This window comes from Macellibacteroides sp., assembly GCF_050251695.1.
In the GTDB taxonomy this organism is placed as follows: Bacteria; Bacteroidota; Bacteroidia; order Bacteroidales; family Tannerellaceae; genus Macellibacteroides; species Macellibacteroides fermentans.
In genome coordinates this window covers 1-15,844 of record NZ_JBFWMI010000031.1, presented here as the reverse complement: position 1 = coordinate 15,844, position 15,844 = coordinate 1, and the positions used below count along the sequence as shown (strand labels likewise).

Sequence of the window (15,844 nt, the reverse complement as noted above, 5' to 3'; positions counted from 1 at the left end):
TCCATGCATCCGTTTATTGTTGCCCTAAAATTAATGATTATCTTTTATTTCTCCTGCATTAAGTCGTTTAAATGTTGCAAACTGGCGGATAATCACAATTAAAGTAACAATCGTTGAAATAAAATCGGCAGACGGAAGACTGATCCAAACGCCCAATGCCCCAAAGTATCGAGGCAGAATAATCAGGAATGGAATCAGGAAGATAAGCTGTCTGGTTAGAGAAAGGAATATTGCTTTTTTTGCCATTCCAATAGATAGGAAAAAGTTGGTCGAAACCATCTGAATACCAATAATCGGAAAAACAAGGAAAGCAACTTGCAGACCATTTACCGCAGTATGAACAAGTTCTGGATCTGAAGTAAACATGCCTACAATATATTCAGGCAATAATTGACACAACAGAAAACCAAGGGTTGCCACTCCGGTAGCCCAATAGGTGGTGAGTAGTGTAACACCGGTAACCCTTTGATAGAGCCGGGCTCCGAAATTATATCCGGCTATTGGCTGCATACCTTGATTAAGCCCCATGATAATCATCACAAAAAGGAACAAAACCCGGTTAACAATACCATAAGCCCCAATGGCCATATCGCCACCGTAAGTTTTAAGCCCTCTGTTGATAAGAAGTACAATCAGGCACGAACACAGATTCATTAGAAAGGGTGACATTCCGATAGACAGGATACCTTGTACGATATCTTTTCGGAGAGCGTATATTCCAGTACGAAATCTGATAAGCTGATTAGGATTGGCAAAGTGTATTAATTGAACAGCAAGAGACAACACTTGAGAGATTACAGTGGCAATAGCAGATCCTTTGATGCCCCACCCGAAGCCGAAGATAAAAAGAGGATTCAGCACACAGTTAAACACAACCGACAAAAGGGTTGTATACATCGCAAGCTTGGGGTATCCGACGGAACGAAGCACGGCATTCAATCCCAGATACATATGTGTAATGATATTCCCGATCAGGATAATCTGCATAAAATCTCGCGCATAGGGAATGGTGTGTTCGCTGGCACCAAAAAAGTACAGCATTGGATCTAGAAAGATCAATGCGAAAAGAGTAAACAATGCCCCGATTATCACGTTAAGAATAAGTACATTGCCAAGCACTTTATTGGCATTTTCATAGTCTTTCTGCCCCAGCTTTACAGATATAAGCGTAGATGCTCCAACTCCGACCAAAGATCCGAAGGCTGCTGCAAGGTTCATTAATGGGAAAGTGATTGCCAAACCAGAAATAGCCAACGCCCCTACTCCATGTCCTATAAAAATGCTGTCGGCAATATTATAAAGCGAGGTAGCTGTCATTGCGATGATGGCAGGTAAAGCATATTTCATTAAAAGCTTTCCTATGGGTTCGGAACCTAAAACTAAGGGTGAATTATCTTTTGTCATACGAATCTATTTGCCCTTCACGGGTATTTATGAGTGTGCAAAGTTACGCATTTATCTTAAAATATATACCTTTGTCCGTTCATTAAAATATTCGGATATGGCGGAAGAGATTATTTCTAAGGGAGAAAATAAAAAAGAAAAGTACGAAGAGTTAGTCCCCCAAATTGCAGCATTACTTCAGGGAGAAACAGATGTGGTAGCCAATATGGCCAATGTGGCTGCCGCCTTAAAGCAGGTATTTGGGTTCTTCTGGGTTGGATTCTATGTTGTGAAAGAAGACAAGCTTGTATTAGCTCCTTTTCAGGGACCTGTTGCCTGTACACGTATTGGCTTTGGCAAAGGAGTGTGTGGTACTGCCTGGAAGGAAAAGCAAACCCAGCTAGTTCCGGATGTAGATAAGTTTCCGGGACATATTGCCTGTAGTTCGGCATCCAGATCAGAAATTGTTGTTCCAATATTGGTTAACGGAACTGTAGTCGCAGTATTAGATGTAGATAGCGAGCACCTTAATAGTTTTGATACTACAGATGCCCGCTACCTGACCATGATTACGGAATTACTTTCCGATAGTTTTATTCTTTAGGATTTGCCGGAGGCAACACTTTCTTTAGAAGGAAATAACCACATAAACCGGAAACCAACGAACCGGCAAATACACCAAGTTTTGCCTGGTTTAGAAGGTTTGCTCCTACTTCTGGCACACCGGTATAGGATAGGTTCGCAATAAACAGCGATACGGTAAATCCGATACCTCCCAACAAAGAAAGAGCAAAAAGATTTTTCACATTCATTCCACGCGGGAATATTCCCATCCCAGATTTAAGAAACAAGTAAGCAAATGAAAAAATTCCCAGAGCTTTACCTATGAATAAACCTGAAAAAACTCCCAAAGGAATTCCAATCAACATGGAAGGTTCAATGCTGTTAAATGAGATACCTGCATTTACAAAGGCAAATAATGGCAGAATAAAATAATAAACATAAGGGTGTAAAGAATCCGACATGTTTTGAAGTGGACTAATTGCTTTGTCTGATGTTTCCTCTATTTTGCGGAGAATTCTTATTTGCGTATTGGAAAGAACAGTTGCTTTAGGTGTAACCTCTTCCTGTTTTAAAGGAAGTACGCGCAAATACTGTGCTAGATTTTCTGAAAAACCTTCCAGATTTACAATAGGCCGGGCTGGAATTGTAAAGGCAACAAGTACTCCTGAAATAGTAGGATGGATACCCGATTCCAAAAACAAAAGCCATACAATAAAACCGCCGATATAGTAAAAAGAATTATGGTTTACCCTAAGTTTACCTCCCAGATAAATAATCAACAAAACGACAAAAGAAAGGATAAGGGGTAGAACAACTACATGACCACTGTAGAACAGTGCAATAATAATAATACCACCAATATCATCAACAACAGCCAATGCCGTTAAAAACACTTTCAGACTGACCGAAACCCTATCTCCAAGCAAAGCTAGTACAGAAAGAGCAAAAGCTATATCTGTTGCCATTGGAATAGCAGCGCCTCTGATTTCGGGCTGTGATGAGCAAATTAAAATAAAAACAATAACAGGAACAATCATTCCCCCAAACGCTCCCACTATGGGGAACATCGCTTTTCTGAAAGATGACAATTCACCTACTAAAAACTCCTGCTTGATCTCCATTCCAACCAAAAGAAAGAACAAAGCCATCAGTGCATCATTAACAAAAGCCAGAACACTCATTGATGCTCCATGATGGGAGAAAAAATTGAAACTTCCAATTTGAAAAACAACAGGTCTTACCAAAAAGTCATCATAGAATGAAGACCAAGGAGAATTAGCAAGAAACAAAGCCACAAAAGTTGCAATAAAAAGCAACATACTCGAGCTTGGTTTGTGAACTGCAAGTTTCTTAAATGGTTTCGCTACAATCTTAATACGATTTTCCATTCACTTATTAAATTATTTATATTGTTTTGAAAGTATAAGTTCTATTTGTAAGAATCCAATATCATAGGAGTAGATCATAGTCATTTTTAGCATAGACTTATCAGCTACACGATTAATCTTCGATACCTGCTAACTTGTTTTGCTCCATAGCGCTTTTAGTTAATCTTCGAACCCAAATTACGAAGAAGCCTGTCAGAATAAGATTAAGGACCAGGGTAAGTACCGATATCATCAATGCTGGCCCTCCCAGGTTGTAGCCAATAGATATAAATATGATTCCTGCTCCAACTTCACCCCTTGTAAACATTCCTATGGATATAGCTAATCTCTCTTTTAGTAATCTTTCCTTGTAAGTGAATATTGGGAACAGCTTTCCTATATTAGACAAAATAGTAACAATTATAACATGAAAAGCTATTACTTCCCACGACATAAATGGTTGAGATCCGGTTATTGTTATGACTTCTGATATCTCCTCAAAATCAACGCCAAAAAACGCAGGCATACTCAATCCTACCAAAAACATAAAAATGTAGGATATCAAATCTGTAACCCTATGTTCTGATGGTGTATCAATATGTTTATGCTTCATTACCATACCAAGAATAAAGGCTGGCAACAACACTTCGATATGAATACTAGCCTCTTCGCCATAAAGATATTTGGTCCCTAAATACACAGATTGAGTTATAGAGAAAACAACTATGGCATAAAAAAGAATGGCTTTCCAATCTTGTCGCATATCGTACGAAGCAAGCTTTTTCCAACCAATAATCAATAATAATGATACGATAAATACGATTACAAATAATTGCCACCTGAGACCGACCATCATAACCTGGAGGGGAATCATTAACAAAATAGTATCCAGGTCATCAAATATGGCCAATACTTGTACTTTTTTATATACCCAGGTAGATTTTAATCCTGCTGCAGCCAACATTGTAAATAAAATACCTGCAGAGGTAGGAGCCGCAAACCGGCTTAGGAGTAAATTTTCTTTCCATGCTTCCGAATCAAACCAATATTGAGATGGAAGGAGAACGAAAACGAAGTAAATAGCAACAAATATCCAGGGGAAGGCTGCAGTTGCCATTGCAACCAAATAATCTTTAGAATAAGACCTCCATTTCGTTTTTTCTATTTCAAACTCCCTGCCAACATTTATCATAATGAAGGATAAACAGATAAAAAGCAATATATTGGAAATTTGCTTGAAATAAATATAATTCTCACCCATCAAACCAGGGAAGGTTTGAGACGCGACAAGACCAAACATTAAAAACAGTGAAAATAATATTACTTTTTTCATCGATCAAGAATAATTTTTATAAATACCTATTAGAAACATATGATTATTAATTTATTATTTTTAGCATTTTACTTCGGCAAAGATAACATATTTTATCCTTATTTTTTAGTGAGAAATCAAAAATACGCGATGATATTGACCGTGAAAATAAAAAAAATGCTTCAACCAGAACGGCTGAAGCATTTCATATATATTATCTTAATCTTACTGTTTTAATTAGAACGCAGCTTTGTTAATACCGGTACTTTAACAGTCTTAACATCACTTTTAGCTTCCTCGTTTAACTGTTCGAAAATTACAATCTGATTGTTTCCTTTCTTAAGCCAAACTCCGGGGATATACAGTGTTTGCTGAGGACCGACTTTCCAATAACGGCCAATGTTAATTCCATTGATATAGATTATACCCTTGCCCCACTGTTCCATGTCAATAAAAGTATCACCTGTTTCCGTTAGGTTGAAGGTTCCCTGATACACAACCGGGCAACCTTTCAGTTTAGCAGCATTAACCGGGGTATTGTCATATACTTTTACATTCTTAAGATCGGAAAGTACAGGAGCTTCACTCATCGGCAGTTTATACATAGCCCAATCGCCGGTAATTTCAATATCATTAATTTTAACCGGACTGATTATGCCTTTGTTGTTTCTTACAATTTCTGCACCATAATTGATGCGGCCCATATTCTCAACCAGAATATCCAAAGTTGAGTTAAATGGGATATCAATCTCCATAGTGTAATTCTTGTAATATCTGTTCAACTCGCCTATTTTCTCTCCGTTAACATAAATCACAGCGAAGTCGCGGAGGCCTTCAATTGATAATGTTCCACTGATCGGCTGATTGAATTTGCGTGAATACAGAACGTATCCATGTCCTTGATTCAATTGTTCGAATGTTAGCGGCTTATCACTGTAAACCGGCTTCTGTGTAGAAGCTATATCAAACACGTTAGCTACCTTATCTAATTTAATAGAAGGAATCTCTATCAACGGAATTTGTTTTGGAGCTTCGGGGACTTTATAGCTTACATGTTTTTTAATCACATTGCGGATTGAATCGAATTTGGGTGTTACCCAACCTGCTTCAGAGATAGGCGCATCGTAATCATAGCTGGTAAGATCCGGCTGGATATCGTGGTTTTTATCATAGTTAGCACCACTTGTAAAGCCAAAGTTCGTTCCGCCATGCACCATATAGAAATTAAATGAAACATCGTTAGTGATGTATTTTTCTGTTTGACGGGCAATTCCGGAAGCATCAACCTTTGGATGAGGTTCCGCCCAGTGTGCCAACCAACCCGGATAAAACTCCGCTACCATATACGGCCCTTGTCCGTTGTTATATTGATTCACAACTTTTTTAAGATTCTCTATATTACTTTCGCCATTGGCTGTAGGTAAAGCCCCCGGAGTAGCACCACCTTCAAACAACCAGCTACCGTCTGAAGTAAACAACGGTACGTTGAATCCGGCAGCTTCCAGCTGTTTCTTGATTTTAGCATTATAAGCACGGTGTTCTTCCAAAGGAATATCCTTACGCTGAGACACATAAGATCCGAATTCGTTTTCTGCCTGAACCATAATGATAGGCCCGCCATTGGTAATTTGTAAGTGAGCAACTTCTTTAGCCAAACGATTGATATATTGCTCTGTGTGTTTTAAGAAAGCCTCATTATCTCTTCTTACCTCCATACCCGGAACATTTTGCAACCACCATGGATAACCACCAAACTCCCATTCGGCACAGGCATAAGGTCCAGGACGAAGAATAACCATCAACCCCTCTTCTCCTGCAGTTTTAATATATTCGGCCAGATTTTTATCCCCGGTAAAATCCCACTTACCAGGCTCTGTTTCATGCAAATTCCAAAATACATAAGTGGCAACTGTGTTTAAACCCATCGCTTTGATCATCTGAAAACGATGGCGCCAGTATTGGTGAGGTATACGTGCATAATGCATTTCGCCCGAATGAATCTGAACGGCCTTACCATCATACACAAAGTTTCCACCTTTGATTTCAAATGTGTGCTTCTTTTGTCCGAATGCCGGCAAAGCAGCAATAAGCAAGAACAGGAGCATCAGGGGCCCGAGAAATTTCTTCATTGTGTTTTCTTGTTTTATTAAGTTTATACCAAATTTAAGAAGGCCTTTCTTTTTATAAGAAAGACCGTTAGCATTTAAACTGCAATATTAGCAATTATAATTGAACCATGCAAAAAGGGAAGTCAATATTCTTCCGCATCAGGTATTGCAGCATCAATGGCTATGCATGCTGCGCACACTGCAATTGTACCCATTACAGCACCAAAACCAGAACCTTTAGTCTTTTTATAATAGAAGAAATCTCCTCTTTTATTTGAATATCCATACACCTCCTCTGGTTTAATCTCAGCACTTTTCATTACTTCCGAAATATAAAACTGTTGATCTAAAACAAATGGTTTTCCTTTTTCCGGATCTAGCGATCCGCTGTATAAGGTTAGATAGCTTCTGAATTTTAATGGAGAATTAAATTCGGCAAAGCGCATGGTATTTATTTTAGATGGAGCCAGATTTTCTCTGGCAAATTTTACTTTAGTAAAACTCTTCTTCGGTATTCTATCAAAACTGAAATCACCCAAAGTCATCGGAGTGTGGTCTGTTCTTGATTTAGGAGGAATAAAGCTAACACCGTCGGGTAGACTTATGCTTCCATTGAAACTTCCGTCGGTAGAACTAAAATTACGGTTATAATTCAGTGTATTAGCGCTAATATTACCATCGAAGGTTAATTTATTCTGCTTATAATTTGTCGCAACATCATCAATTATCAGAGCTGAACGTTGCCAATCAACGTACAACGGCTGATCTGAATTATTTATAACAGTAATATGTATAGGCAGATTGTATCCAAAGAAACTGTACACCACCTTGACACTATCGTTTTCGTAAACAAAATCGCCAAAATCATCTTTCTCAGCTACACCTTCAGAAGAACTCAAGGTTGAGTAATAATAGGTTGAACAGGAGCTGAATAGCATCAACACTCCCAAAATCATTAGTAATTTTTTCATATTAATTCTATTTTCAATTGGTTTTGGATGTAAAGATATAACTATTTATCAAATAAGATCAAACTAATTATTGATTTATATTTTATTAAATATATACGATACTATAGGAATAAAATCGAAGAGCTACTCAGTATCAAACAGCTGAAATAGCTATTTAATCACACTCAACGGACAATTCGTAAAACAGTAAAACTCAACGGTGGTAAAGCAATGTCCATTTTATTGTCTTTAATATATGAATGAACAACTTTAGGGGTAATGCGATCGGGAGTCTCAAATGAATTCTTAGCGTTCAGATCAGATGAATTCAAATGTGTTAATGTAACCGCGTGTACTCCTGCCTTTAATCCTTCTAAAATAAATGAGATCTTTTTCTGATCTATTCCAGTATTGGCAATTTTTATAATAAGTGTGTTGTCTGTCGCATCGCTTGCTGCAGTAGCATATAAATTTTGTTGCCCTGATACTGCCTTTCCATTCATTGTAAGGGCTAGCACATGTGTACCGGCGTTATTACCAAACAACTGCTGTACATAATAATTAGGAGTTTTAACAAAAGATAAATTATCAAACCAAATTAAGTCCGGGCGCCATTGCCAGGCCTCTTTGTGGGCAAATAAAGGTGCATAAGTACACAAATGAACTACATCTGCATTTCTTTCAAGTCCGGTCATAAAGGCCGCTTCAGACAAAGCAGTAAGAAAACTATTCTCTTTGTCAGGAGCATGGCAAGCATATTCGCCAGCAAATACTTTAGGTCCGTTACGATCATAAGAATCATACCTGTTTGCGTTAGACAAAAACCATTCCGGAGAACGATAATAATGTTCATCCACCAAGTCGACACCGATCCGCTTCATCTCTGGCCACAAAAAATCAAAGTCTTTACCCTCTGCTTGAGGGCCTGAGCTTCCAATAATTTTTATATTTGGATATTTAGCGCGTATGGCCTTTACAAATGGCTCCAATCTTTCAGTGTACAATGTACCCCATTGCTCGTTGCCAATTGCAATCATTTTAAGATTAAAAGGGGCTGGATGTCCCATATCCGCACGAATCTTACCCCAGGTTGAAGTAATTGGTCCATTTGCAAATTCAATCAAGTCCAAGGCATCTTCAATGTAGGGCTCGAGTTTATCGACCGGGCAATTCTGATTCGGGTCATTATTCTCATATTGGCAGGAAAGTCCGCAGTTGAGAACAGGCAATGGCTCCGCTCCAATATCCTCACTCAGTACAAAATATTCGTAAAATCCAAGGCCGTAAGACTGGTAATAATCCGGGAATTTTTTATGAGAAAAAGTATAGTTCCAACGATTAATATTTATCGGACGATTCTCAACCGGACCAATTGTATTTTTCCATTGATACCGGGTAGAAAGGTCGGTTCCTTCTACAATACATCCTCCTGGGAAACGAAATACACCTGGTTTGAGGTCTTTTAATGCCATTGCCAGATCTTTTCTCAAACCATTGGATCGATTATTAAATGTTTCTTGCGGGAAAAGAGAAATGTGTTCTATATCCAATACTCCGGTAGTAAGCATTGTTATGCGAATCGAACTTTTGGAACATGTTTGCATCGGAGCAAAGGTTATCATATACTTGTTCCAGGACTTGCTATTTATACTTACCTCTTTAGATTCAATAATATCGTTCTTATCCGAAACCATTTCAATTTTCAATTTCATAGTTTCATTTTTCAAAGTTCTGGCGTAAAAAGACAAATCATATTTTTCATTTGTCTTGATACCTATACCTTTAAATCCTTCATTAATTAAACCCGTTCCTGTAAGCTGCTTTCGGTTAATTAACCGGGCATAATGCGGATTTCTGTCAAAACAAGGTTTATCAGATCGGATAGATACATCTCCAAAAGGGGTCCATCCTGTAAAAGGATACTCAAATTCAAATGACCTATTTTTTATTAGTTCGGCATACAAACCTCCGTCAGCACCAAAGTTAATATCCTCAAAAAATACGCCATACATGGTTGGTTGAATTGTAGATCCTATTTTATCAACATCCATTTTAATTAAATAATCAGATTCTGTTGATTGACCGAAAAGTGAGAAACCGGCTGTCAAAAATGAAAGAACACATAATCCTTTTTTTAAATTAGAATTCATAATAGTAGGTTTTTCATAAATATTATCCTAAAACTAGCCACAAAAGTAAAAGAAAGTAAGAAGTCGAGACAATAAAAAGTTATATATTTGCATAAGTAAACAAATGCATGCTTTAAAACATCATTTATATAGTTCATAAATACAAAGAACAACGTAATTTTACACCCGTTTAGAAAAATAAGTACACATGAAAAACGAACTTACGCTGTCTGGGTTAAAGGTAGCTAACTTTAGCAAACTCATTGACGGTAAAGAAACTCAGCTCTTCGTCCTTGTTAACAAAAGTGGAATGGAGCTGACTGTCACTAATTTTGGAGCCAAAATAGTATCGCTGTTGGTAAAAGATAAAGAAGGCAAAATGGTAGATGTAGTTACCGGGCACGATTCAATAGATGACTATCTTACATCTGAAGAACCATATTTCGGTGCTATTTGCGGACGATTTGGAAATCGTATTGCAAAAGGAAAATTTGAAATTGACGGTATAACCTACGATAAACTGGCAATTAACAACGGACCTAATAGTCTTCATGGAGGAATTAAAGGATTTAATGCTGTGGTTTGGGATGCGGTTTTAAAAGACACACAGACCCTTGAACTAACCTATATTTCGCCTGATGGAGAAGAAGGCTTTCCAGGCAATCTGAAAACAACTGTTACATATCACCTTTCAGATAATAATGAAGTTGTTATTTTGTATAATGCAGAAACTGACAAGCCAACTGTATTGAATCTTACCAATCATTCATACTTCAATCTTTCCGGAGCAGGCGATCCCTATATTGGAGATCACCTACTTACTATTAATGCAGATTATTATCTGCCAACAGATAGTACAGCCATTCCATATGGGCCGAAAGAAATGGTGGAAGGTACTCCGATGGATTTCAGAAAGGCTTTTGAAGTTGGAGCCAGAATTAATGAAAACTTCGAACAACTAATTTTTGGAAAAGGATACGACCACACGTATATTCTAAATAAGGAAAAGAACGAACTGTCATTTTGTGCCAGATGCTCTTCTCCTAAAACAGGTATTGTGATGGAAACATATACAACAGAACCAGGAGTTCAGCTTTATACAGGCAACTGGATGACTGGAAAACTGATTGGAAAAAATGGGCAAAGATATCCGGAAAGAGCTGCCTTATGTTTGGAAACTCAACATTTCCCTGATAGTCCGAATAAACCAGAATACCCAAGTACGACACTTCGTCCAGGAGAAAAGTTTGACAGCAAAACTATTTTCAAATTTACAACCGAATAAAAAATTTCAAATTATAAACTATCTAACTAATTTATTTAATTAAAAAAGAAATGAATACTACGCAGAAAAAAAATTATGCATTGCCAATCGCAATGATGATTGCTCTATTCTTCATGATTTCCTTTGTTACAGGACTTCAGAACCCGATGGCCCTGATTGTTAAGAGTCAGTTTGAAGCATCAAGCTTTATGTCTCAGTTGGGTAATGCCGCTAACTTTATCGCTTATGCGTTTATGGGTATTCCGGCAGGATTATTATTAGAAAAAATTGGTTATAAAAAAACAGCTTTATTAGCTATTATTGTAGGATTCACTGGTGTAGGTATTCAGTTTCTTTCAGGTTTTGCAGAAAGCTTTACTGTATATTTGATTGGTGCATTTGTTTCAGGTTTCTCAATGTGTATGTTGAATACAGTTGTTAACCCTATGTTGAACACTCTTGGTGGTGGTGGTAACAAAGGAAATCAGTTAATTCAGGTTGCCGGTTCTGTAAACTCTTTCGGAGCAACAATCGTTCCTGTACTTGGTGGTTACCTGATTGGTAATGCTGCACAACCTACAATTAAAGATGCCAATCCTGCATTATTCCTTGCTTTAGGTATTTTTGCTCTGGCATTTATCGTATTGTATTTTGTTAGCATTCCGGAACCTCACATGGTTAAAGACAAAGCTAAAACAAAAGATTCTCACAGTGCCCTTTCTTTCCGTCACTTTGTATTAGGTGCTGCTGCTATTTTCGTTTATGTTGGTGTTGAAGTAGGTATTCCTAACATCCTGAACTTATTGATGACTGCAAGTCCTGAAAATGGTGGTTTAGGTATCGAAACAACTATTGCAGGTACTATTGCCGGAACATATTGGTTCCTTATGTTGATTGGCCGTGTTGCTGGTGCCAGCCTTGCTGCAAAAGTTTCAAGTAAAGCAATGTTGGCTGTAGCATCTACAGTTGGTCTTATTTTCGTATTACTTGGAATCTTTGGACCTCTTGAAACAAAAGTATCTATGCCTGTATTCCAATCAGATATTTCATTTGGTTTAGCTGAAGTGCCCATCGGTGTAATGTTCCTTGTATTATGTGGTCTTTGTACTTCTGTAATGTGGGGTGGTATCTTCAACCTTGCAGTAGAAGGACTTGGTAAATATACAGCTACAGCATCTGGTATCTTCATGGTATTAGTTTGTGGTGGAGGTATCTTACCTTTGATTCAGGGAGCTGTAGCAGATGCAACAAGCTATTTGGCTAGCTTCTGGGTAATCTTCTTAGGTATGGCATATCTTCTTTACTATGCTCTTATCGGTTCTAAAAATGTTAACAAAGACATTCCTGTAGAATAATCCGTAAGGCTTATTGTAAGGATATTGTATATAATAAACTTGTATTAAGATGGATATTGAACACGTAAGAAGTCGTTTTAAAAAACACTTCAATGATGAAGTCGGATCTGTTTATGCTTCTCCAGGTCGTATTAACCTGATTGGAGAACATACTGATTACAACGGAGGGTTTGTTTTTCCAGGAGCCATTGATAAAGGAATGGTTGCCGAAATCAAGGTAAACGGAACAGATAAAGTTCGGGCCTATTCGATCGACTTAAAAGACTATGTTGAGTTTGGTTTAAACGAAGAAGATGCTCCAAAAGCAAGTTGGGCAAGATATATTTTCGGTGTATGTCGTGAAATTATCAAACGTGGTGGTAAAATTCAAGGATTTGATACTGCTTTTGCAGGTGATGTTCCTCTGGGTGCCGGCATGTCTTCATCCGCTGCATTGGAAAGTACGTTTGCCTTTGCATTAAACGATATGTTTAATCTTGGTATTGACAAGTTTGAACTTGCTAAAATAGGTCAGGCAACAGAACACAACTATTGTGGTGTTAATTGTGGTATTATGGACCAGTTTGCATCTGTTTTTGGTAAAGAAGGAAGTTTAATCCGTCTGGATTGCCGTTCTTTGGAATACAAATACTTCCCATTCAAACCGGTAGGTTATAAATTGGTTTTACTTGATTCTGTAGTAAAACACGAATTAGCCTCTTCTGCTTACAACAAACGTCGTCAGTCATGCGAAACTGCTGCTGCAGCAATCCGTAATAACAACCATCCTGAAGTAGAGTTCTTGCGTGATGCAACTATGGACATGCTTAAGGAGGTGAAGGATCAGATTTCGGCAGAGGATTACATGCGTGCTGAATATGTGATTGAAGAAGTTCAACGTGTACTTGATGTTTGTGATGCTCTTGAGCGTGGTGATTACGAAACTGTAGGTCAGAAAATGTATGAAACACATCATGGGATGAGTAAACTTTACGAAGTAAGCTGTGAAGAACTCGACTATCTGAATGATATCGCTAAAAAATGTGGCGTTACAGGCTCTCGCGTAATGGGTGGAGGCTTTGGCGGTTGTACTATCAACCTTGTTAAAGACGAATTGCATGATGCATTCATTAAAGAGGCCTTTGCTTCGTACAAAGAGAAGTTTGGTCACGAACCAAAACTATATGAAGTTGTAATAAGCGATGGTGCAAGAAAACTTGCCTAATCAAATTTCATAAATTAAAAGGGTGAATCAAAAATGATTCACTCTTTTTTATACTTTTTAATAAAATCAACCTCTTTTCTTCTGACTGGATCTGGCAGCTTTACGCCTTTTTATTTCGGCCTTCATCTTTGCAGAATCCGATCCGTGAGTTCCTTTAACATACGTCGATTTCTTAGCTTTGGTTTTTATTTTTCGAACTTCATCGGGATTAACCGGATTTTTAGCTCCTTTAAAAACAATGCCTTCAGATAAAAGTTTTTCTACATCCATAAATTTGGGTGTTATTAATTATTGTACAAAGGTAAACAAAAATGAGCAACTTGCCAAAATCTACTTATTTACTCAAAATAAGAAGCCCCCAATGTACGGCCATAGTAGAACATATATTGTTGAATTACGCCTCTATAACCATTGTATCTGGATGTATCGAACAGACCTTGATAATGTTTATCGAGCACTTTCTTTATCCATAAATCAATGGGAAAGCCGTCAAGATGTTGCAACCCGAACAACAACACACAATTGGCAACTTTCCGCCCCACCCCATATAAGGATATCAATGCATCAAAGGCCTCTTCTCTGCTAACCGTTCGTAAGTGGTCAAGATTCAATTCGCCTGTCAGCACTTTGCGTGCTGCATTAACAATGTATTTATCACGATATCCTACACCGCAAGAAGCAATCAATTCCGGATTTTCGGCCAGGGCCTTTGGAGTGGGGAAAAGATAATATCCATCTTTTCCATGTTTATCCTCGACATAAGCTCCTAATTTTTGACATAAGATATTTACATTTGTTTTTATCTTAGGAATATTACTGCATTGCGAAATTATAAACGTAATAAGCATTTCAAAAGGATCCTGACGAAGAATACGTATTCCATCTCCAACGACAACTGCCTTCTCAAGAAAACTATCTCCTGAAACACTCCTTTTTATTTGTTCATAATCTCGTTCAAAGTCAAAATAATCATACCAAAGTGAATAAAAGGCCTCCTTTGTACATTTAAATAAATAAGAATTATCATCCAGAAGTTCTATTTCCAACAATGTATCGAAAGCAACCCCCTTCCAAACATTCGTCTTAATTTCATCCCAACGGAAACATTGTCCGGAAGTAATAATCTGATTCATATTAAAGCTATCCGGTCTAGATAAAATTACACCTTCAGCAACCTCCAATATTTGCATTTTCTTTTTATTTAACCCCTTTATATAGTCAATACCAACAAAACAAACCTTAAAGATAAAAGGTTTACTTACTATTAAAGGTCAGTTAACCAGATTTTTCATGATTCATGGTATCATGTAAATCGAAATGAGCTATCTTTGTAGTCAATCAGACAACATAAACAATTACATTCAAGGTTGATATTAATTGTCGACCTTTTATTTTACGCAAATCAGATGAAAGAAAATGAAATGATATTTGGCATCCGTGCCGTAATTGAAGCAATCCTGGCAGAAAAGGAAATAGATAAAATCCTTGTAAAAAGAGATTTACAAAGCGATCTATCCAAAGAGCTGTTTGATGCACTTAAAGGAAAAGAAATTGCAGTTCAACGTGTACCGGCTGAACGTTTGGACCGTGTTACCCGTAAAAATCACCAGGGAGTAATTGCTTTTATGCCAGCAATCAGCTATCAAAAACTTGAGGACATCATTCCATTTCTTTACGAACAGGGTAAGAATCCATTCATTGTTCTACTTGATGGCGTTACAGATGTACGCAACTTTGGAGCTATTGCCAGAACTTGTGAATGTGCGGGAGTTGATGCCATTGTTATTCCATCAAAAGGAAGTGTAACGGTAAATGCTGATGCCATGAAAACATCAGCTGGTGCGCTGCATGTACTTCCTGTATGTAAAGAAAAAAGCATTACACAAGCTATTAAATTCTTGCAGGAATCAGGAGTCAAAGTTTATGCTGCCAGTGAAAAGGCTTATGAAAATTATACAGCAGTTACATACGACGGACCTGTAGCCATTGTTATGGGTGCTGAAGATACGGGTGTATCTATGGATAACCTAAGAATGTGCGACCAAATGGTAAAGATTCCTCAATTTGGAACTATTGGTTCGTTGAATGTATCCGTAGCATCTTCAATTCTTGTTTACGAGGTTGTTAGACAAAGAATGAACGAAAAACACTAAGTTTTAACGATTAAAATTTGCTGAATATTTAACTATAGTAGGTTTCAGACCTCAA

The 15,844-nt window shown here is 37.6% G+C and carries 13 protein-coding genes; 5 read left to right on the top strand and 8 right to left on the bottom strand.

All coding sequences use genetic code 11. The features are described 5' to 3' along the window. Window positions 1–30: 30 nt before the first annotated feature. Window positions 31–1,404: an MATE family efflux transporter gene (locus tag AB7E53_RS06580; protein ID WP_446774815.1), complete on the bottom strand. Its 1,374-nt coding sequence runs from the start codon at window positions 1,402–1,404 to the stop codon at window positions 31–33. Window positions 1,405–1,501: 97 nt separating this feature from the next. Between AB7E53_RS06580 and AB7E53_RS06575 the strand changes: the two genes are divergently transcribed. After that, a complete protein-coding gene (locus tag AB7E53_RS06575) occupies window positions 1,502–1,987 on the top strand; it encodes a GAF domain-containing protein (RefSeq protein WP_446774813.1) in 486 nt (161 codons plus the stop codon). On the opposite strand, the gene nhaA is transcribed toward AB7E53_RS06575, so the two are convergent. The 5 genes from nhaA to AB7E53_RS06550 all read right to left on the bottom strand — a co-directional run bounded on the left by nhaA (window position 1,977) and on the right by AB7E53_RS06550 (window position 9,834). After that, entirely contained in the window at window positions 1,977–3,335 is a 1,359-nt protein-coding gene (nhaA, locus tag AB7E53_RS06570; protein ID WP_446774811.1) for a Na+/H+ antiporter NhaA, read from the bottom strand. The two genes, AB7E53_RS06575 and nhaA, sit on opposite strands and share 11 nt — an antisense overlap. Before the next feature lie 112 nt (window positions 3,336–3,447). Then, complete coding sequence (locus AB7E53_RS06565; RefSeq protein ID WP_371689045.1) at window positions 3,448–4,647, bottom strand: sodium:proton antiporter; 1,200 nt, start codon at window positions 4,645–4,647, stop codon at window positions 3,448–3,450. 212 nt (window positions 4,648–4,859) lie between these two features. Then, the gene (locus AB7E53_RS06560; RefSeq protein ID WP_446774809.1) at window positions 4,860–6,755 is read right to left on the bottom strand and encodes a glycoside hydrolase family 35 protein; all 1,896 of its coding nucleotides are present in this window, start codon (window positions 6,753–6,755) and stop codon (window positions 4,860–4,862) included. 122 nt (window positions 6,756–6,877) lie between these two features. Next, on the bottom strand, window positions 6,878–7,705 hold the full coding sequence (locus AB7E53_RS06555; protein ID WP_179399467.1) for a hypothetical protein: 828 nt from the start codon (window positions 7,703–7,705) through the stop codon (window positions 6,878–6,880). A 164-nt stretch (window positions 7,706–7,869) separates the two neighbouring features. After that, a complete protein-coding gene (locus AB7E53_RS06550) occupies window positions 7,870–9,834 on the bottom strand; it encodes an alpha-L-arabinofuranosidase C-terminal domain-containing protein (RefSeq protein ID WP_446774808.1) in 1,965 nt (654 codons plus the stop codon). A gap of 187 nt (window positions 9,835–10,021) precedes the next feature. Between AB7E53_RS06550 and AB7E53_RS06545 the strand changes: the two genes are divergently transcribed. The 3 genes from AB7E53_RS06545 to galK are packed head-to-tail and all read left to right on the top strand — an operon-like array spanning window position 10,022 to window position 13,636. Then, window positions 10,022–11,098: an aldose epimerase family protein gene (locus AB7E53_RS06545; protein ID WP_446772148.1), complete on the top strand. Its 1,077-nt coding sequence runs from the start codon at window positions 10,022–10,024 to the stop codon at window positions 11,096–11,098. A 50-nt stretch (window positions 11,099–11,148) separates the two neighbouring features. Continuing rightward, window positions 11,149–12,432 carry an MFS transporter gene (locus AB7E53_RS06540; protein WP_079683367.1) on the top strand — a complete coding sequence of 428 codons (1,284 nt, stop codon included), beginning with the start codon at window positions 11,149–11,151 and terminating at the stop codon, window positions 12,430–12,432. A 49-nt stretch (window positions 12,433–12,481) separates the two neighbouring features. Further along, window positions 12,482–13,636, top strand: coding sequence for a galactokinase (gene galK / locus AB7E53_RS06535; protein ID WP_179399458.1), 1,155 nt, complete (start codon window positions 12,482–12,484; stop codon window positions 13,634–13,636). A gap of 66 nt (window positions 13,637–13,702) precedes the next feature. Here the strand turns inward: galK and AB7E53_RS06530 are convergent, their stop codons facing one another. Continuing rightward, window positions 13,703–13,906 carry a hypothetical protein gene (locus tag AB7E53_RS06530; protein ID WP_079683369.1) on the bottom strand — a complete coding sequence of 68 codons (204 nt, stop codon included), beginning with the start codon at window positions 13,904–13,906 and terminating at the stop codon, window positions 13,703–13,705. A 68-nt stretch (window positions 13,907–13,974) separates the two neighbouring features. After that, window positions 13,975–14,826 (bottom strand): DNA-3-methyladenine glycosylase family protein, encoded by an 852-nt coding sequence (locus tag AB7E53_RS06525; protein ID WP_446774806.1) that lies wholly within the window; start codon window positions 14,824–14,826, stop codon window positions 13,975–13,977. Window positions 14,827–15,042: 216 nt separating this feature from the next. Here AB7E53_RS06525 and rlmB point away from each other — a divergent pair, with 216 nt between their 5' ends. Beyond that, a complete protein-coding gene (rlmB, locus tag AB7E53_RS06520) occupies window positions 15,043–15,789 on the top strand; it encodes a 23S rRNA (guanosine(2251)-2'-O)-methyltransferase RlmB (protein WP_446774804.1) in 747 nt (248 codons plus the stop codon). The last annotated feature ends 55 nt before the right edge of the window (window positions 15,790–15,844 follow it).